This window comes from Streptomyces sp. NPDC001502 (assembly GCF_042894785.1).
GTDB classification, from domain to species: domain Bacteria; phylum Actinomycetota; class Actinomycetes; order Streptomycetales; family Streptomycetaceae; genus Streptomyces; species Streptomyces kutzneri.
In genome coordinates this window covers 1-18076 of record NZ_JBIAVW010000004.1, presented here as the reverse complement: position 1 = coordinate 18076, position 18076 = coordinate 1, and the positions used below count along the sequence as shown (strand labels likewise).

19 protein-coding genes are annotated in these 18076 nt (G+C 71.2%); 9 read left to right on the top strand and 10 right to left on the bottom strand.

Annotated elements, in window-relative coordinates; all coding sequences use genetic code 11:
- Positions 1 to 111: 111 nt before the first annotated feature.
- The 4 genes from ACFY0D_RS07310 to ACFY0D_RS07295 form a co-directional block, all read right to left on the bottom strand.
- The gene (locus ACFY0D_RS07310) at positions 112 to 1470 is read right to left on the bottom strand and encodes a DUF4407 domain-containing protein (protein ID WP_390797436.1); all 1359 of its coding nucleotides are present in this window, start codon (positions 1468 to 1470) and stop codon (positions 112 to 114) included.
- Complete coding sequence (locus tag ACFY0D_RS07305; protein WP_390797435.1) at positions 1460 to 3199, bottom strand: hypothetical protein; 1740 nt, start codon at positions 3197 to 3199, stop codon at positions 1460 to 1462. Before ACFY0D_RS07305 ends, ACFY0D_RS07310 begins: the two co-directional genes overlap by 11 nt.
- Positions 3196 to 5370 carry a hypothetical protein gene (locus tag ACFY0D_RS07300; RefSeq protein WP_390797434.1) on the bottom strand — a complete coding sequence of 725 codons (2175 nt, stop codon included), beginning with the start codon at positions 5368 to 5370 and terminating at the stop codon, positions 3196 to 3198. Before ACFY0D_RS07300 ends, ACFY0D_RS07305 begins: the two co-directional genes overlap by 4 nt.
- A 225-nt stretch (positions 5371 to 5595) precedes the next feature.
- The gene (locus ACFY0D_RS07295; protein ID WP_390797433.1) at positions 5596 to 6348 is read right to left on the bottom strand and encodes a hypothetical protein; all 753 of its coding nucleotides are present in this window, start codon (positions 6346 to 6348) and stop codon (positions 5596 to 5598) included.
- A 391-nt stretch (positions 6349 to 6739) separates the two neighbouring features.
- Here ACFY0D_RS07295 and ACFY0D_RS07290 point away from each other — a divergent pair, with 391 nt between their 5' ends.
- A complete protein-coding gene (locus ACFY0D_RS07290) occupies positions 6740 to 7276 on the top strand; it encodes a hypothetical protein (RefSeq protein ID WP_390797432.1) in 537 nt (178 codons plus the stop codon).
- Here the strand turns inward: ACFY0D_RS07290 and ACFY0D_RS07285 are convergent.
- The gene (locus ACFY0D_RS07285) at positions 7256 to 7960 is read right to left on the bottom strand and encodes a Crp/Fnr family transcriptional regulator (protein ID WP_390797431.1); all 705 of its coding nucleotides are present in this window, start codon (positions 7958 to 7960) and stop codon (positions 7256 to 7258) included. The two genes, ACFY0D_RS07290 and ACFY0D_RS07285, sit on opposite strands and share 21 nt — an antisense overlap.
- Before the next feature lie 292 nt (positions 7961 to 8252).
- Between ACFY0D_RS07285 and ACFY0D_RS07280 the strand changes: the two genes are divergently transcribed.
- The gene (locus ACFY0D_RS07280; RefSeq protein WP_390797430.1) at positions 8253 to 8834 is read left to right on the top strand and encodes a Uma2 family endonuclease; all 582 of its coding nucleotides are present in this window, start codon (positions 8253 to 8255) and stop codon (positions 8832 to 8834) included.
- Positions 8835 to 9028: 194 nt separating this feature from the next.
- Here ACFY0D_RS07280 and ACFY0D_RS07275 read toward each other — a convergent pair whose 3' ends face one another.
- Together ACFY0D_RS07275 and ACFY0D_RS07270 are read right to left on the bottom strand one after the other, a co-directional pair.
- On the bottom strand, positions 9029 to 9283 hold the full coding sequence (locus tag ACFY0D_RS07275) for a Txe/YoeB family addiction module toxin (RefSeq protein ID WP_382542228.1): 255 nt from the start codon (positions 9281 to 9283) through the stop codon (positions 9029 to 9031).
- On the bottom strand, positions 9280 to 9561 hold the full coding sequence (locus ACFY0D_RS07270; protein WP_267032894.1) for a type II toxin-antitoxin system Phd/YefM family antitoxin: 282 nt from the start codon (positions 9559 to 9561) through the stop codon (positions 9280 to 9282). Before ACFY0D_RS07270 ends, ACFY0D_RS07275 begins: the two co-directional genes overlap by 4 nt.
- 381 nt (positions 9562 to 9942) lie before the next feature.
- Here ACFY0D_RS07270 and ACFY0D_RS07265 point away from each other — a divergent pair, with 381 nt between their 5' ends.
- Together ACFY0D_RS07265 and ACFY0D_RS07260 are read left to right on the top strand one after the other, a co-directional pair.
- The gene (locus ACFY0D_RS07265) at positions 9943 to 10212 is read left to right on the top strand and encodes a type II toxin-antitoxin system Phd/YefM family antitoxin (RefSeq protein ID WP_114053981.1); all 270 of its coding nucleotides are present in this window, start codon (positions 9943 to 9945) and stop codon (positions 10210 to 10212) included.
- On the top strand, positions 10205 to 10468 hold the full coding sequence (locus tag ACFY0D_RS07260) for a type II toxin-antitoxin system RelE/ParE family toxin (protein WP_390797429.1): 264 nt from the start codon (positions 10205 to 10207) through the stop codon (positions 10466 to 10468). Before ACFY0D_RS07265 ends, ACFY0D_RS07260 begins: the two co-directional genes overlap by 8 nt.
- Before the next feature lie 133 nt (positions 10469 to 10601).
- Here ACFY0D_RS07260 and ychF read toward each other — a convergent pair whose 3' ends face one another.
- Positions 10602 to 11690, bottom strand: a complete 1089-nt coding sequence (gene ychF / locus ACFY0D_RS07255; RefSeq protein WP_390797428.1) for a redox-regulated ATPase YchF — start codon at positions 11688 to 11690, stop codon at positions 10602 to 10604.
- 135 nt (positions 11691 to 11825) lie between these two features.
- On the opposite strand from ychF, the gene ACFY0D_RS07250 reads away from it, so the two are divergent.
- A complete protein-coding gene (locus ACFY0D_RS07250) occupies positions 11826 to 12347 on the top strand; it encodes a DUF6542 domain-containing protein (protein WP_390797427.1) in 522 nt (173 codons plus the stop codon).
- Between the two features lie 9 nt (positions 12348 to 12356).
- On the opposite strand, the gene ppgK is transcribed toward ACFY0D_RS07250, so the two are convergent.
- Positions 12357 to 13121, bottom strand: coding sequence for a polyphosphate--glucose phosphotransferase (ppgK, locus tag ACFY0D_RS07245; RefSeq protein ID WP_390797426.1), 765 nt, complete (start codon positions 13119 to 13121; stop codon positions 12357 to 12359).
- Between the two features lie 21 nt (positions 13122 to 13142).
- The gene (locus ACFY0D_RS07240; RefSeq protein WP_030712035.1) at positions 13143 to 14147 is read right to left on the bottom strand and encodes a 4-hydroxy-3-methylbut-2-enyl diphosphate reductase; all 1005 of its coding nucleotides are present in this window, start codon (positions 14145 to 14147) and stop codon (positions 13143 to 13145) included.
- Between the two features lie 105 nt (positions 14148 to 14252).
- Between ACFY0D_RS07240 and ACFY0D_RS07235 the strand changes: the two genes are divergently transcribed.
- The 4 genes from ACFY0D_RS07235 (at position 14253) to ACFY0D_RS07220 (ending at position 17966) form a co-directional block, all read left to right on the top strand.
- Positions 14253 to 15632 (top strand): APC family permease, encoded by a 1380-nt coding sequence (locus ACFY0D_RS07235; RefSeq protein WP_390797425.1) that lies wholly within the window; start codon positions 14253 to 14255, stop codon positions 15630 to 15632.
- A 33-nt stretch (positions 15633 to 15665) separates the two neighbouring features.
- The gene (gene xseA / locus ACFY0D_RS07230; protein ID WP_390797424.1) at positions 15666 to 16979 is read left to right on the top strand and encodes an exodeoxyribonuclease VII large subunit; all 1314 of its coding nucleotides are present in this window, start codon (positions 15666 to 15668) and stop codon (positions 16977 to 16979) included.
- A gap of 42 nt (positions 16980 to 17021) precedes the next feature.
- Positions 17022 to 17252 (top strand): exodeoxyribonuclease VII small subunit, encoded by a 231-nt coding sequence (locus ACFY0D_RS07225; protein ID WP_390797423.1) that lies wholly within the window; start codon positions 17022 to 17024, stop codon positions 17250 to 17252.
- Positions 17253 to 17372: 120 nt separating this feature from the next.
- Positions 17373 to 17966: a malonic semialdehyde reductase gene (locus ACFY0D_RS07220; RefSeq protein ID WP_301366916.1), complete on the top strand. Its 594-nt coding sequence runs from the start codon at positions 17373 to 17375 to the stop codon at positions 17964 to 17966.
- Positions 17967 to 18076: the final 110 nt, after the last annotated feature.

Below are 18076 nucleotides of genomic sequence, written 5' to 3'. Positions count from 1 at the left end.
TCCTCCCACCGCAGTCCCCCAACGCCGAAAGCGCCGGCAGCGGCCGGATGCGACGGTGACCGGTCGCCCGCGACCACCAAGAGGGTCGGAGCAACCGGTCACCGTCGGACGTCACTCGCCCAGGAGCCGGGCGGTGCGGGCGTCGAGCTCCTCGCGGACCATGCGGGCGTGCTCGGTGCGCGCCTTGTAGTGGTCGTGCCCCAGCCGGGCCTTGTCCTCCTCGGCCCACACCTCCGCCGCGTACTGCCGGACCTCGTGGTCGATGGCGTCGACGCGGCGCTGCGCCTCCTGGTCCTCCAGGTGCATGCGCTTGTTGGCCTCGCGCCGCTCGGCGAGCCTGCGGTCGTACTCGGACGGGCCGCTCATCAGCTTGGCGAGCACCGGCATGGCGTCGACCAGCAGCAGCACGGCGTGCAGCAGGAACATCATGAAGAGCGCGAATCCGTCGGACCAGGCCACCGTGGACAGCGCGTCGGCGCGCAGCAGCAGTCCGTCGTTCTGCTGCGACTTCTGCCGGTCGGCGACCTTGGCGTCGATCGCCTCCTTGACGTCCGTGCGGTAGGAGGTGCCGGTCCTGATCAGCTCCTCGGACAGGACGTTGCCCTTGCCGACGAGCTCGGCGCGCTTCGCCTCGTACTCTGCGATCTTGCCCGTGTCCTTGTACGTGCCGGTGTCGGCGCGGGCTCGCTCACAGGTCTCGGTGGTGTCCCAGCCGTTGCCGCGCCAGATCCAGCGGTCCTTGGCGCACTCGCGGCGTTCGGTCTCCAGTTTCCCGCCGAGGGTGTCGTTGTAGGTCTTGATCTGCTCGTCGAGGCGGGCGGTGGCTGCCGTGTTGTCGGCGATGTCCTCCTTGATCGAGGCCGGCGCGCCCGGCACCGTCAGATGGAAGTCGCCGCACTCGTCGCGGGTCGTCGTGTCCTGGCCGTCGAGGGGGTTGCAGGCGGTCAGGTCACCCCGGAAGTCGGCGAGGTCGCGCTCCCTGCCGACCGCCATCTCCTGGCGTATTTCCCGGTCGAAGATCTGGAACAGGAGCGGTTCGGCGATGGTGAGCCCGAGCACCACGGAGAGGAACAGGCGGGGCACCAGCATGCGGACCGCCCGGCCGCCGGTGTAACCGTGGGTGCTGGAGACCAGCCAGCTGTCCAGGGCCAGCACGATCCACGCCCACACCATGCCGACGACGACGGCCACCGCGACCGGTGTGCCCTCGCGGATCGTGCAGATGGCCATGGCCATGGAGGCGCCGCCGAGCAGCGCGGTGTTGAGGACGATGGCTCCGTACCACGTGTAGCGGGCGCGCTCGGCGCTCTCGCGGTCGAGGATCTCCTCGCGGATGCCGATCAGACGGCGCAGGAGCACGGCGGGGCCGCGGCCGCCCCAGGCCCGGTGGATGCGGTGGGCGGGCCGGGCCTCGGCCGCCCATGCGTCGTACTCCTCCTCGGGCGGGCGTACGGGGGTGTCAGCGGCCACGCTCCTCCCTCCCCGCTTCACCGAGGTCGTCGTCGGCGATCAGGGGGCGGCGCGCGGAGCGGGCGCCGTCGTCGTCGCCTGCGCCGTCGCGGTTCCGGTCGCCGGCGCCGTCGCGGGCGGACCGGCCGGTGCGCTCGCCCCCGTCGCGGTACCGCTCGTCCGTGTACCGGTCGTCGCCGTACCGGTCGTTCCCGTGCGGATCGTCGCGTCGGCCGTACTCCTGTCCGTACTCCCGGCCGTACTTCTGCTTCCCGTACGGGTCCTCCTCGTCGTACGACCGGCGGGGCCCGTCGGAGCGGTCCCCGGTCGGCGCGCCGGTGCCCTCCTTCAGCTGCGGGGTGTCGGCGGCGCCGGCCACCTGCGCGGCCGGCGGCTGGTCCTGGTCGAGAAGGCTCTGCCCGGTGCTGAGGCGCTCGACGAAGGCACGCGCGTCGAGCGGCGCGTTGTCGAGGAGGCCGCGGTTGATCAGCTGGCGGCTCAGCTCCTGGTTGATGTTGTCGCGCCGGTCGGCCCGGTGCCGCCGCTCGGCCCGGTCGGCCAGCACGTCCTCGCGCTGGTCCGCCCGCTGCCGCAGCCGGTCGTCGCGGTCCGCGGCCCGCTTCTCGCGCTGCTCCTCCCGGGCGGCGTCGAGCGCGGCGCGCTGATCCTGGCGGTCGACGTCACGGTGGCGGTCCTCGCGCTCCAGGCTGTAGCGGAGGTCGTCCCGTTCGGCGTGGCGCCGGCGTTCGGCGTTCTCCCAGTGGCGCTCCTCGTCCTCGCGCTGCCGCTCGCGCCGCAGCCGGTCGGTCTCGCGCTGCCGCTCGGCCAGCTCGGAGTACCCGATCTCGCCCCGGCGCTGGGCGAGGACGTCGGTGTTGGCCGGGTCGGTGCCGAAGTCCTCAAGGTCCTTGAGTGCCTCGGTGCGCTCGAACTCGAAGTCCTTGCGCTTGATGTTGTGGGTGTAGTGCTGGTCCTCGGCGTCGGTCCGCTGGGTGTACGACCGCCGCAGGTCCTCCAGTTCCTGCTGGTGCCGCATTTCGAGCGAGTTGCGCTCGGCTTCCATCGCCTTGCGTTCCTTCTCGCGCTCGTGTTCCATCTGCTCGCGCTCGTGCTGCATCTGCTCGCGCTCGCGGCGTACCGCCTCCTTCACGCGGTCGTGCTCGCGCTCGCGCTGCTGGTCGGCGAACTCCTGCGGGGTGAGCACCGTCAGGTACGGGTCGCCGACGGAAAGCCCGGCGATCCGCGGCGGCTCCATCTCCAGGTACGAGATCAGGCGCGCGGTCAGCCGCCGGGACACCTCCTTGCCCGCTTCGAGCGGCCATTCCTGGGTGACGTCGGTGAGTCCGGGCAGCGCCCGGAGATACCCGAGCAGCCGGGACTCCACGTCGACGACGCCCTCGCGGACGACGGCCACGGGGTCGGTGACCGTGCAGTGGAAGGCGACCTGGACGGTGAAGCCGTCGGTCTCGGCGGACGGTACGTCGGTGCCGACGGTGACGGGCACGGCGGTGCGGCAGTCGACGACCGTGACCGAGCCGGCGTTCAGGACGGTCTCGTCACCGGGACCGCGGACGCCGTGGTCGGTGAGGTACTGGTCACCGGTGCGGTAGACGAGGACCTGGTGGGCGGAGACGCGGGGCAGTTCGTCGTGCGAGCGGGTCGGCTGGTTCCAGAAGCGGCGACCGGTGCGGGGCGCGGGAGCCAGCACCCGCTCCTCGACCAGGGGATAGGTCCTGCGGATCGTGGTCATCGTGGGTGGGTGTCCTTCACACGGTTCAAGGCGCCGAGCAGGGTCGCGACGCAGTCGGGACCTGGGGCGCGAGTGGGACGGGAGTCCGCGAGTCGGCCCAGCTCACTTGTCAGCAAGGGGTGTTCGACCTGCGGAAGCGCGGCGGCGAGGGCGTGACCGAGTCGCGCGGCCGCAGCGGTGGGGTCGGAGGTCACGGCGTGCAGGCCACGGACCGTGACGAGCAGAGCGGACAGGGCGTTGCGGCGCAGCGGCCGGTAGCAGAGGATCGCCGCCCACAACTCGGCGACGACGTCGGCCTCTTCGGGCCGGTCGGTGACGTAGCGTGCGACGGCGGGGCGGCCCGAGAGCCGCTCGGTGGCGGTGAAGATCCAGAGGGTGGTTTCGAGGACGAGCAGGCCGGTCGCCGAGTAGGCGGCGGACCGGGTGCGCTGTTCCTTCCTGATCCGGTGCGCCAGGGCGTCGAGCACGATGCCGGCGTCCTCCTGGCAGTCGACGAGCGTCAGGAACAGCTGTGCCCAGGCCCGCAGCCCGTGTTCGCGTTCCTGCTGCTTTTCGAGGGCGCTGGTGCGCAGCACGGCCCAGAGCCACTTCACCGCGTCGGTGGGGAAGGTGACGCCGAGCTGGCCGCTGAAGGCGAGGAGCGCGGTGCCCCGCAGGGTGGGGTGGGTGGACTGGGCCCAGGTGCGGGCCAGTGTGAGCGCGGCCGCCGCCTGGGTCTCCTCCAGGCACATGTACCAGAGCACGTACACGGCGAGGGTCTGCCCGGTCTCGCCGCTCTCCCCGCGCGCCCACGGGTCGAGGTAGCTCTGCACGACCTCGTCGAAGGCGATGTGCCCGAGCAGCGTGAGTCCGGAGGCGATGGACAGCTGGAGGGCGGGGTCGGGGTCGGCGTCGACGAGCGCGTCCAGCCAGTGGCGGACCGCGTCCCAGTACTCGGTGGGGTGGTCGCGCCACAGCGCCTGCAGCACCCAGCGGCGCAGCTCGGCATCGGCGAAGACCATGACCTCGCGGGTGGTCGCGCCGTAGATCTGCATCTCGGTGGTGATCAGGGCATTGCGGGAGAGCGAGCGGCGCCGGTCCACCGGGCGGGCGCGGCGGCGCTGCTGCGGGTCCTGGCCGTCGGGGGCGGCGGTCTGTCCCGTGGCGTCGGGGGCCGACGCCCCGTCGGCGGCGGCCCGGGTCCCGGCCCCGGTCCCGGCTGCGGCCGCGGCCTCCGGCGTGAAGTAGACCGGTCCGAGGAGCCGTTCGAGGAGGTCCTGGAGCGATTCGAAGGCGCGCCGTCCGATGCCCGGGGCGAAGGCGAGGGTGGTGACCTCGGCGATCTCGCGCAGGCTCCGCTCCTCCTCGGCGCCGAACCACTCCTGGACCGCCTGCGGCGCGCTGCCGCTGTGCTCCTTCCACGCCTGGTCGGGGTCGGCGCCCGCCGCGATCCGCTGTGCCGCGTCGGCGACGACCGCGAGGGGGCAGCGGGGCGGTATGCCGGCCACGGCCCGGTCGACGGTCTCCCGCGGGATACGGGCCTGGACCAGCCGGGCCCGTACCACCTTGTCCAGGAGCGGGGGCCGCCACGGCAGATGGCGTACGGCCTTGGGGGAACGGCCGGCCACGCCGTGCACGGTGGTGATCACCAGATGGGCGCGGTGGCGGCGCAGCTGGTCGCGCACGCGGCGCCAGTCGAAGTCGGAGGACGGACCGGCGTCGTCCGCGGTGGTCCCGGCCGTGTCGGCGGCTCCCGCGGTTCCGGTGCGGTCGAGGACGACGTAGCCGACGCCCGCGTCGAAGGTGCGCTCCGCGAGCTGGTCGAGTCCGATGTCGGGCGAGAGCACCACGTAGTCGGCGGAGGGTCCGACGGTCTCCCGGAGCAGGGCGACCGCGCCGGAGCGCTTGCCCGTGCCCTGGGGGCCGGTGAGGACGACGATGCCGGTGCGGGAGAGCTCGTGGGCCGCTTCGTCGAAGCAGTCGGGCCGGATGTAGGAGCGCAGCAGCGCGTCGATCTCGTCGGCGTCGAGCAGGCCGGTGGCGCGGGCCCGCCCGGGCCGCTCGGCGGCGGTGGCGATGCCGAAGTGGGCGCGGCCGTGGTACTGCGGGCCGTAGAAGTTGTTGTAGACGCGGTAGTCGCCGTCGGAGGAATCAGCTGCGGAATCCGCTCCGGAATTGGTTCCGGAATTCACTCGGGAGGGTGATGGGGACGCGGGTGTGGACGGGTTCGGGGTCGGCGGCGGGGTCGGAGTCGTGGGCGACTCGGGGGCGGGGCGGGGATCGGCGGTGCCGTTCGCCTCGTCGGTTAACTGCCGGGGTTCGCCGGACACGCCGTCTCCTTCCCCACCACTGCCGTGATCCTCCGTGGGCCGATCCGTGGATCTCACGTGTGCACCCCGTCTCCCCGTCCGCTCGACTCACTTGGAGATGCCGAAGACGACGTTCCCGTTGATGACGGTTCCGTACAGGTTGTTGGTGGCCGAGTCCCCTCCGCCGGCGGCGGCCGCCGCAGAACCGGAACCCGGACCGGAGTCCGCAGCGGATCCAGGACGGGAGCCTGTGCCGGATCGGGAGCCAGAACCGAAGTTGGAACCGGAACCGGAACCGGAATCGGAATCGGAACCCGGACCGGGGCTAGGACCGGGGCCAGGGCCGAGGCCCGGCTCACCGAAGTCCAGCGTGTGGACGTCGTACCCCGACACCCACAGCCAGGCCCGGCCCCGGTACTCCTTCTTCTCGACGACGACCTCGCGGAACTCCTCCGGCCGGAAGTTGGTGTACCCCTGGGCGACCATCTCCGTGAAGACCGGCGCGGTCAGCGCGACGGCGAGCGCGGCGTCCGGGGCCGCGGCGAGGGCCCGGCGCAGGGGGTCGCTCTCCAGGACGCGGGAGACCTCGACGGGGCCCGGGCCCACGAAGCCGTTGGGGGCCTCGGACGCCGGACCGAAGTGCACGGCGGCGCGCAGCGCGAGCCGCGCGGCGGGCACCCGGTCGCGGTTGTGGGCCCGCAGCCCGGCGTCCAGCCGGCGCATGAACGGCTCGACGAGCGCCTGCTCGCCGGAACCGGCCGGGAGCACGGCGAACTCGGAATCCCCGGCGGCCTGCCGTACCCAGGAGGCCCGGTCGAGCCCGGCCGCCTCGGCGGACTCGGAGAGAAGCCGGGGCAACACTGTCTGAATATCGCGCTGTCGCGCGGTGTCCGCGCTGCCGTAGCCTCGCGCGTCGACAGCGAGCAGAAGCCGCCTGCCGAACATACCCATCGCACCTACGGACATCCCGTCCTCCTCGTCCGTGACATCGGGAAGCACAGCATGCCGCACCTCCAACTCGCTTGCGAATCAGAAGGGTTACGAGATTCAGAGCGTTGCGGCAGGCCGCTCCCGGACCGTTGCCCACCCCCGTGGAGCGCCGGTCGCCCTGCCAGTCGTACACCGGAACCGGCCACTCGCACCCCGTGGAAATACGGGATCTCGCGCAGTCGTCCGATCCCGTAGAAGTGCCTGGTCCGCCCGGCGGGCGGGCGGCTCAATGGAGGTCCATCCGAGCCGCGTTGGAGGTTCCGTGACATCCACCCCGCCCACCGCGCCCACGGCGGCACCCGCATGCGCCGTGGGCGCGCCCGGCTCCGCCGCGCGCACGATGCTGACCGTCCTGCAGACGACGCACCAGCACGCCGACGCCAAGGCCGGCATCCTTTCCGCCGTGCAGGCGGGGCTCGTGGGGACGGCGGGCGCGTGGAGCGAGGCGGCGCTCGACGGCCTGCGGCGCGGCGGCGCGCTCGGCTGGCTGGCGGGGGTGCTGCTGGCCCTCTTCGTCTGCGGCCTCTTCGGCGGCGCGGCCTCGCTCGCGCTGGCACTCCGGCCGCGCGTCTGGCGGCCCGCCGGCCCCAACGACTACAGCTTCGTCCGGCCGGCCGCCGCCTCGGACCCGTCGCCGCCCGTCACCGCCGAGGACGAGCGGCAGCTGCACGCGGTGATCGGCTTCCTCTCCGACGTGGCCCTGAGGAAGTACCGCTGCGTCACGGCCGCCGTGGTGTGCACCGCGGTGATGGGCACCACCGCCGGCCTCTGCCTGCTGCTACGGCCGCTGCTCGGCTGATCCCCGAGGTCGGCGCGGGGCGGGCGGTGCCACGGGCTCGGCGAGTTCGGCCACCCGGGCGAGCCGGGCGAGGTCGTGCACGGTGGTCGTCCGGTATCCGGTGCCGAGCAGCCCCTCGTCCCGGAGCTCACGCAGTCCCTTGTGCACGGTGGTCTCCGCGGCGCCGGTGAGCGCGGCGAGTTCGGGCTGGGTGAGCTGGAAGCCGATCACATGACCACCACCCGCCTCGGGCCGCCCGTACGCCACGGCGAGCTCGACCAGAAGCCGCGCGAGGCGCACCTTGACCGGGTACCCGCGGAATTCGAGCCGCCGCCGGTTGGCCCAGCGCAGCCGGTCGGCCACGATCCGGGTCAGCGCCATCGCCACCTCGGGCCGCCGCAGCATGAGCCCGTGCAGGGCCCCGGGCCCGATCACCCGCGCCCGCAACGGCCCACAGGCCACCACCCCGGCCGACCGCGGCGCACCGTCGAGGGCGGCCATCTCGCCCACACTGTCCCCGCCGACCCGAACGGCGAGCAGTGACTCCTGCCCGTTCTCGACGGTCGCGGTGACCTTGGCGCACCCGCCGAGAATCACGTACAGATGCCGGTCGGTGGCGCCCTCGGTGAGCAGCACGCCACCCGAGTCGAGCGTCAACTCCGAACCCAGACCGAGTAATTCGGCCCGCGCGGGAGCGGACAACACCCCGAGCAGACTCCGACCCGGCCATTCCCACTGCCCACCCGGCCCCACGCCCACCACCCTGCCCTCCGCACCCACACCCCGCGCCCGCCCAGGCTAGGCCCTCCCCCAGCCGAATGCCCCCACCCGCGCGCTGGGGCATCTTCACGCCTTGCCTGCTCAACAGCGTCCATGACGCGAACCCAGCCGGAGCCCCATCCCCGCACCAACGGCTTCTGCGGCAGACGGCAGAGCGTGAGAATCCATCGCCCAAGAGCACCTCACCTGAGGTGGCCATAGCCGCTACCGTGAAGCCATGACCGCACTGCCCGACTGGATGCGCCCGCCGCGCGCGGAAGGCTGGTTCGCGGAGGACCTCGACCGGCTCCCCGAGGCACCCCGCCACACCGAGCTGATCGACGGAGCCCTCGTCTTCATGATGTCGCCCCAGCGGTCCTGGCGCGGCCGCCTCGTCACCGCCCTGACCACCACGCTCATGGCGCAGGCGCCGGCCGGCTTCGAGGTCGAGCGCGAGATGACGATCCGCCTCGACGCCCGCAACCGCCCCGAGCCGGACCTCTTGCTGACGAACCTGCCCTATGACCCCGACCGCACCTGGTACGCCCCGGAGGACGTGAAGCTCGTCGTGGAGGCTGTCTCGCCCGAGTCCGCCCATCGCGATCGCACAGTAAAGCTCCGCAAGTACGCGGAGGCCGGCATCCCGCACTACTGGTGCATCGAGGACGAGGACGGGGCACCTGTCGTCCACGTCTACGAGCTCGACGAACCCACCGGCGCTTACGCGCCCGCCGGGATCTTCCGGGGCACCCTCCAGCGCCCGGTGCCCTTCGAGGTCAGCCTGGACCTCCACAAGCTCACACCGCCCCGAAGCAGCTGAAAAGCCGGCACGGAATACAGAAGGGGTCGGACTCGCCAGAGTCCGACCCCTTCTGACCTGCACATTCAACGCACCCATCTCACGTGCAGCAACAAGACGACTACACGTTGAGGCGGAACGCCGAGCACAGATCCGCGACCTGCGGAAACGTCGTTTCGGACGCGCTTCTCCCAGCACCATCCCGGCACGGGTGGTCAGTAGTGGTATCGAGCCGCGAGAATGACGATCTCCTTGTCGGTCACCAGGTAGACGAGGCGGTGCTCGTCATCGATCCGCCGCGACCACACGCCAGGCAGGTGGTACTTCAAAGGTTCGGGCTTGCCGATCCCTGAGAAGGGGTCACGCCTGACGTCCTCGATGAGCTTGTTGATCCGGGCGAGCATCTTGCGGTCGTTCTTGAGCCAGGACGTGTAGTCCTCCCAGCCCTGATCCTCGAAGACAAGCCTCACGCGGCACCCGCACCCGCGTCCGCCGAGTCGGGATCGATCAGCTCGCGCTCCGACACGTTGATGTGGGCCAGGGCGTTCTCGTACGCCTTGAGCAGCCGGCGGGCGTTCGCCGGAGAACGCAGCAGGTACGAGCCCTCGCGCAGCGCCGCGTAGTCCTCGGCCGAGACGAGCACGGCGTTGCCGTGCTTCGAGACGATCTCGATGGCCTCGTGGTTCTCGTTGACCTTCTTGATCAGCGGAAAGAGTTCCTTGCGGGCTTCGCTCGCGGTTATGGACATGACCTGACCTCTTCCCTCAAGTGGTACCTAATAACGTACCACTCTCGCTGTCGCCCAGGAGGGAGAAGCGCCTGACGGCCGTCAGCTATGCCGGCACCATCCCGGCACGGGAAAAAGCCAAGGGCCCACCTCCGAGGAGGTGGGCCGGCCTGACCTGCGGGTTTGGTTCGCCCGGTGGGCAACGTGGTGCCAATTCCCGCGCTCAGGCGTTGAAGCGGAACGTTCAGCACAGCGCTCCGACCTGCGAAAACGCGGCTTTCGGAGCCCTTATCCAGCACCGATCCAGCACATCCAGCACGCGCGACCGCGACGAAGCCCGTCGCCCGCGCCGGCGCCGGCGCGGCATTGTGTACACATGAGTCACTCGGTACGCTTGGGCGCATGACGCAGCCGTTGCCCATAGAGTCCATCCGCGATGTGCGTGCCCACCTCGCCGAGGTCGTGGAGCGCGCCGATCGCGACGACGTGCCCACAGTGATCACACGTCGGGGCAAGGAAGTCGCCGCCGTCGTCTCCATCGAGGTGCTGCGCAGGTACCAGGAGTGGGAAGAGCGCGAGATCAACCGCATCATCGACGAGCGCATGGCCAACCCCGCGCCCGGCATCCCCATCGAGGACATCATGAGGGAGACGCTGGCACGCGGTGAGTGAGTACCGAACCGTCGTCCGCCCCGAGGCGCAGGCGGAGCTTCGGAAGATCCCCCGCGGCATGGCGCTGCGCATCCTGGCCAAGCTGACCGAGTTGGAGGCCGACCCCCTCGGCTTCAACACCACCGCACTCGTGTCCCAGCCAGACCGCCGGCGACTGCGAGTCGGCGACTACCGCGTCGTCTACACAATCGACAACGGGGAACTGGTGGTCTGGGTCGTTCACGTGGGACACCGGTCCACCGTTTACGACACCTGATTGCCCCTGACTACACGTCAGAATATCCGGCACCCATCCAGCACGGCGATGGCGAAGGGGTCGGACTCGACAGAGTCCGACCCCTTCCGACCTGCACGTTTGACTCAGAAGCTAACGTGCGGTGTGTGCACGACTACACGTTGAAGCGGAACTCGACCACGTCGCCGTCCTGCATGACGTACTCCTTGCCCTCCATGCGGGCCTTGCCCTTGGCGCGGGCCTCGGCGACCGAGCCGCAGGCGACCAGGTCCGCGAAGGAGATGACCTCGGCCTTGATGAAGCCGCGCTGGAAGTCGGTGTGGATCACGCCGGCCGCCTCGGGGGCCGTGGCGCCCTGCTTGATGGTCCAGGCGCGGGTTTCCTTCGGGCCGGCCGTCAGGTAGGTCTGCAGGCCCAGGGTGGCGAAGCCGACGCGGCCGAGGGTGGCCAGGCCCGGCTCCTCCTGGCCGACCGACTGGAGGAGCTCCAGGGCTTCCTCGTCGTCCAGCTCGGAGAGGTCCTGCTCCAGCTTGGCGTTGAGGAAGATCGCCTCGGCCGGGGCGACGAGCGCGCTCTGCTCGGCCTTGAAGGCGTCGTCCGTCAGCTCGTCCTCGTCCACGTTGAAGACGTAGAGGAAGGGCTTCGTGGTGAGCAGGTGGAGCTCGTGCAGGAGGTCGCCCTGCTCCGTGCCCTTGGTGATGCCCTTGGAGAAGAGGGTGTCGCCCGCTTCGAGGATCTTCTTGGCCTCGACGACGGCCGCGAGGACCGCGACCTTCTCCTTCTGGAGGCGGGACTCCTTCGTCAGGCGCGGTTCGGCCTTCTCGATGGACTGGAGGTCAGCGAGGATCAGCTCGGTGTTGATCGTCTCGATGTCGTCCTTCGGCGAGACCTTGCCGTCGACGTGGACGACGTTCTCGTCCTTGAAGGCGCGGATGACCTGGCAGATGGCGTCCGACTCGCGGATGTTCGCCAGGAACTTGTTGCCCAGGCCCTCACCCTCCGAGGCGCCGCGCACGATGCCCGCGATGTCGACGAAGTCGACCGTCGCCGGCAGGACGCGCTGCGATCCGAAGATGCCCGCGAGGACGGCCAGACGCTGGTCCGGGACACCGACGACGCCGACGTTCGGCTCGATGGTGGCGAACGGGTAGTTGGCCGCCAGCACGTCGTTCTTGGTCAGGGCGTTGAACAGGGTCGACTTGCCGACATTCGGCAGGCCGACGATTCCGATCGTGAGCGACACGTTGGCGACTTCCCGTAGCTGGAGGGGGCGGCGGCCCGGGAGTGGGCCACCGGACAGTTTACTTTCCGATGAGTGGCGGTGGATGTACGCGTGTCCGGGGCCCGATCCGCCCCGCTCCCCGCCTAGTTTGGTGGGGTGGAGCAACACAGGACGCGATCGGCCCCTCACCAGCAGCGACCACCGGCCCAGCGCCAGGGACCCCGGCCCGCCGCGGTGCCCGCCCAGGCCGGCGGCGGTCCGCGGCGGTCCGCGCTCGCGCGGCGGATGCCCCGGCCCCGGCTGACCGGGCTCGGAGGCGGGCTGTTCGCGTGCGCCGCCATGGTGCTGGTGGGCGGGATCTGCTGGCTGCTGTTCGGTTCCTCGCTCTTCGTCTACGGGCTGCTCTTCCTGCCCGTCGCGGCCGCCACCGCGCTCTGGGTACGGCCCGCCGACCTGATCACCGCGCCCATCGGCGTGCCCATCGCCTTCGCCGCCGGAGTGTGGCCCATCTCGGGCGGCTCCGGCGGCATCGGCGGGCAGCTGATGGGGCTGGTGTCCGCGCTGTCCCTGCACGCCGGCTGGCTCTACGCCGGGACGCTGGTCGCCGCGCTGATCGCCGTCGTCCGCAAGGCCGTGCTGATCGGCAGGCGGCGGATGCCCCGGCGCATCGCCCAGTGAGCGCCGACCCTACTTCTTGGCCGATTTCGCCGCCTTGGCCGCCTTGGCCGCCATCGCCGCTCCCACGATCCCGGCGTTGTTCTGCAGCTTCGCCGGGACGATCTCGGCCCGCACGCCCTCGATCAGCGGCAGGAACTTCTCCGGCTTGCGGCTGACCCCGCCGCCGATGATGAAGAGGTCCGGCGAGAACAGCATCTCCACGTGCTGGAGGTACCTCTCCACGCGGTGCGCCCAGCGCTCCCACGTGAGGTCGTGGTCCTCCTTGGCCTTCACCGACGCCCGTGTCTCCGCGTCGTGGCCCTTCAGCTCCAGGTGTCCGAGTTCCGAGTTCGGGACCAGCCGCCCGTCCGTGAACAGGGCGCTCCCGATGCCCGTTCCCAGGGTGAGCAGGAGGACGGTGCCGCCCCGCCCGCGCCCGGCCCCGTACGTCATCTCGGCGATGCCCGCCGCGTCCGCGTCGTTCAGCACGGTGACCGGCATGCCGCCCAGCTCGCGCGCGATCAGCGTCGCCGCGTCGACGCCGATCCAGGACTTGTCCATGTTGGCCGCCGTACGGATGACGCCGCCCGTGACCACGCCCGGGAAGGTGACTCCGAGCGGTCCGTCCCACTCGAAGTGGCGCACCACCTCGCCGACGCATCCGGCCACCCCCTCGGGGGTGGCCGGATGCGGTGTCAGTACTTTGTGGCGCTCCTGAGCCAGGTCGCCCCGCTCCAGGTCCACGGGAGCGCCCTTGATCCCGGTTCCGCCGATGTCCACGCCGAAGATCTGCATGGACATACCGTACGAAACGAGTTACTTGTCGGCGACCAGTTCGGCAGCCTCGGCGCGCAGGTCGCGGCGGAGTTCCTTCGGCAGCGAGAAGACGATCGACTCCTCGGCGGTCTTGACGATCTCCACGTCCGCGTAGCCGCGCACCGTCAGCCACTCCAGGACCTCCTCGACCAGGACCTCCGGCACCGAGGCGCCCGAGGTGAGGCCGACCGTGGTGACGCCCTCCAGCCAGGCCTCGTCGATCTCGCTCGCGAAGTCGACCAGGTACGCGGCCTTGGCGCCGGCGTCCAGGGCGACCTCGACGAGCCGGATCGAGTTCGAGGAGTTCTTCGAGCCGACGACGATGACCAGGTCGGAGTCGGCGCCCATCACCTTGACGGCCGCCTGCCGGTTCGAGGTGGCGTAGCAGATGTCATCGCTCGGCGGCGAGACCAGCAGCGGGAACTTGGTCTTCAGCGCGTCGACCGTCTCCATGGTCTCGTCGACCGAGAGGGTGGTCTGGGAGAGCCAGACGACCTTGGACTCGTCACGGACGGTGACCTTCTCCACGTCGTGCGGGCCGTCGACGATCGTGATGTGGTCCGGGGCCTCGCCGGAGGTGCCGATGACCTCCTCGTGGCCCTCGTGGCCGATGAGGAGGATGTCGAAGTCCTCGTTCGCGTACCGGATGGCTTCCTTGTGCACCTTGGTGACCAGCGGGCAGGTCGCGTCGATCGTCGCGAGCTTGCCGCGCGCCGCCTCCTCGTGCACCACCGGCGCCACACCGTGCGCGGAGAACATCACGATGGAGCCCTCGGGCACCTCCTCCGTCCGCTCGACGAAGATGGCTCCCTTCTTCTCCAGGGTCTGGACGACGTACTTGTTGTGCACGATCTCGTGGCGGACGTACACCGGCGCACCGTACTGCTCAAGGGCTTTCTCGACGGCGATCACGGCTCGGTCCACGCCCGCGCAGTAGCCGCGGGGCGCGGCGAGCAGGACACGGCGGGAAGCAGGAGCGGGGGCGGGAGCAGTCATGTGCTCCATCGTACGGGGGTCTCCAGGAGGCCGGGCGTCCCCCGTACGGCACACACTTGCCCGAAAGCCCATACCGCGCATACCGCGCACCCCTGCCCCTACCCCGGAGGACGGATGGCTTCCGTTACGGATTCCAGTGCGGCCGCGCCCACGGCGCTGCGGCGCAGCCTCGGCTTCCGGGATCTGGTCGTCTACGGGCTGCTGTTCATCGCCCCCATGGCACCGGTCGGGGTCTTCGGCACGCTCGACGCGAAGTCGCACGGCGCCGTCGCCCTCGTCTACCTCTGCGCGACCGTGGCGATGGCCTTCACGGCCTTCTCCTACGCGCAGATGGTGCGCGTCGCCCCGCAGGCCGGCTCGGTCTTCACGTACGCCCGAAAGGGTCTCGGCGAGGGCCCGGGGCTGATCGCCGGGTGGATGGCGATGCTCGACTACCTGCTGATCCCGGCGGTCGCGTACCTCTTCTCGGGGATCGCGATGAACGCGCTGGTCCCGGAGGTCTCCCGGTGGGTGTGGACGGCCCTGGCCGTGGTGATCACCACCCTGCTGAACCTGTGGGGCGTACGGGCGGCCGCGCGCGTGGGTTTCGCCGTGCTGGCCATGGAGCTCGTGGTGCTGCTGGTCTTCGTGGTCGCCGCGGTGACCGTGCTGGTCCAGGGCGGGGCGCGGCGCGGCTGGCTGTCCCCGCTGACGGGCGACGGCTCGCTCGGCTTCAGTACGGCCGCGGTGCTGGGCGCGGTGTCGGTGGCGGTCCTGTCCTACCTCGGCTTCGACGCCATCGCCTCCTTCGCCGAGGAGGTGACGGGCGGATCGGAGCGGGTGGCGCGGGCGGTGCTGTTCTGCCTGGCGCTGGCCGGGGTGCTGTTCATCGCCCAGAGCTATCTGGCGGCACTGCTCATGCCCGTGTCCGCGGCGGAGCTGGCGGCCGAGCCGGCGCTGCAGGGACCGGCCTTCTACGACGCGGTGGAGTCCGCGGCCGGCTCCTGGCTGCACGACCTGGTGGCGGTCAGCAAGGCGATCGGGGCGGCCTTCGCGGCGCTGGCCGGGCAGGCGGCGGCCGGCCGGCTGGTGTTCGCGATGGCCCGGGAGCGACGGCTGCCCCGGGTGCTCGCCCGGACCTCGGACGGCACCCCGCGGCCCGCGCTGCTGGTGGCGGCCGCCATCACGCTGGTCGCGGCCGTGTGGGCGGCCCGGCGCGACGACGGGCTCGACCAGCTGGTGTCGGTGGTGGACGTCGGGGCGCTGGTGGCCTTCACCCTGCTGCACGCCTCGGTGGTGGGCTGGTTCGTGGTCAAGCGGCGCGAGGGCCCGCCGAACTGGTTCGAGCACCTGGTGATGCCGGTGCTGGGCGCGGCCGTGACCGTCGCGGTGATCTTCGAGGCCTCCTGGACGGCGCAACTGGTGGGGGCCGTGTGGCTGGCGCTGGGCCTGGTCGTGCTGCTCGTCCAGCGCGGCCGCCGGGACCTGCCCGGCGACACCGGCACCGGAGCCTGACGCACTGTCGGCGGCGCCGGATAGCCTGCGTGCATGGGTCTGAATACGTCGGCCGAGGCGCCGCTGCCGGTAGGCCAGGTGTCCCGGCTCATCGGGGGCTGGATCGAGCGGCTCGGCCAGGTGTGGGTGGAGGGGCAGATCACGCAGCTCTCGCGGCGGCCGGGAGCGGGGGTGGTCTTCCTGACGCTGCGCGACCCCTCGCACGACATCTCCGTCAGCGTGACCTGCTTCCGCCAGGTCTTCGACGAGGTCGCGGACGTGGTCTCCGAGGGGGCCCGGGTCGTCCTGCTGGCCAAGCCCGAGTGGTACGCCCCGCGCGGGCAGCTGTCCCTGCGGGCCACGGAGATACGGCCGGTCGGCATCGGGGAGCTCCTTGCCCGGCTGGAGCGCCTCAAGCGATCCCTGGCCTCCGAGGGGCTCTTCGCGCTGGAGCGCAAGAAGCCGCTGCCGTTCCTGCCGCAGCTGATCGGGCTGGTGGTCGGGCGGGCCTCGGCGGCCGAGCGCGATGTCCTGGAGAACGCCCGGCGGCGCTGGCCGGCGGTCCGTTTCGAGGTGCGCAACGTCGCCGTCCAGGGGGTGCACGCGGTGCCCCAGGTCGTCGAGGCGGTCAAGGAGCTCGACGCCATCGACGAGGTCGACGTGATCATCGTGGCGCGCGGCGGCGGCAGCGTGGAGGACCTGCTGCCCTTCTCCGACGAGGAGGTGGTGCGGACGGTCGCGGCGGCCCGTACCCCGGTGGTCTCGGCGATCGGCCACGAGCCGGACTCCCCGCTGCTGGACCTGGTCGCGGACGTACGGGCCTCCACGCCCACGGACGCGGCGAAGAAGGTGGTACCGGACGTCGGCGAGGAGCTGGAGCGCGTACGCCAGCTGCAGGCACGGGGGCTGCGCGCGGTCAGCGGGCTGCTCGACCGGGAGGAACGGGGCCTCGCGCACGCGCTGGCCCGGCCGGTCTTCGTCCACCCCCAGCGGATGGTGGAGATCCGCGAGGACGAGCTGGACGCCCTGCTGGCCCGTGCCCGGCGCACGCTGGGACACCTGCTGGACCGGGCCGACTCGGAACTCGCGCACACCCTCGCCCGGGTCGTGGCGCTGTCGCCGGCGGCGACCCTGGAGCGGGGGTACGCCGTGCTGCAGCGGGCGGACGGCCATGTGGTGCGCTCGCCGGGGGACGTGGCTCCCCACGATGTGCTGCGCGCGCGGGTGGCGGAGGGCACGTTCGCCGTGGAGGTCTCCTCGCTGGAGACCCCGGAGGCCCCGCACTCCCCCGGCTCCCCGGAGGCCCCGGAGGCCCCGGAGGCCCCGGAGGCCCCGGCCGCAACGGCCGCAACGGCCGCTTCGGAATAGCGACACACGGCCGCAATCACGTGGTCGCACGACACACAGAGGATGGATACGGGAATGGCAGAGGCCGGAACGGCGCTGGGGTACGAGCAGGCCCGCGACGAACTCATCGAGGTCGTCCGCAAGCTGGAGGCCGGCGGGACCTCGCTGGAGGACTCCCTCGCGCTCTGGGAGCGCGGCGAGGAGCTGGCGAAGGTGTGCCGGCACTGGCTGGAGGGGGCCCGGGCCCGGCTGGACTCGGCGCTGGCGGCGCGCCAGCCGGCCGAGGAGGAGTGACGGGGAGGGCGACCGGCGAGTGATCCCGGTCACCCGGAGGCGGATTTAGTTGAAAATTCATCTACCTCCGCCGTAGAGTCTGGGACATCGCTTCACCTCCGTATGGAAGAAGGCTTTCCGATGTCTCTCGTTCTTGACTCCGCCGCGCAGGACCTGCTGTTCCGCGAGGCCCGCACGGCCAACTCGTTCACCGACGAGCCGGTCACCGAGGAGCAGGTCCAGGCGATATACGACCTGGTGAAGTTCGGTCCCACCGCCTTCAACCAGACCCCGCTGCGCATCACCCTGGTCCGCTCCCCCGAGGCCCGCGAGCGCCTCGTGCAGCACATGGCCAAGGGCAACGACGCCAAGACCGCCACCGCCCCGCTGGTCGCGATCCTCTCCGCGGACAACGAGTTCCACGAGGAGCTCCCGCAGCTGCTGCCGCACTTCCCGCAGGCCAAGGACGCGTTCTTCTCCGAGCGCCCGGTCCGCGAGCAGTCCGCGCTGCTGAACTCCGCGCTGCAGGCCGCGTACTTCATCATCGGCATCCGCGCCGCCGGCCTGGCCGCGGGCCCGATGACCGGTGCCGACTTCGCCGGCATCCAGAAGGAATTCCTGGACGCCGACCACACCCCGATCATGGTCATCAACATCGGCAAGCCGGCCGCCGAGGGTGCCTGGTTCGACCGCTCCCCGCGCCTGTCCATCGACGAGGTCATCACGACCGTCTGACCGGCGCCGCAGCCGCAGCACACAGGCCGCGAAGCCATCGTTCGGGGCGCGGCGCCGCGCCTTCCCGGCGCTTCGGCGTGTGTGTCCGGACCCTCGACATCCCGTCGGCC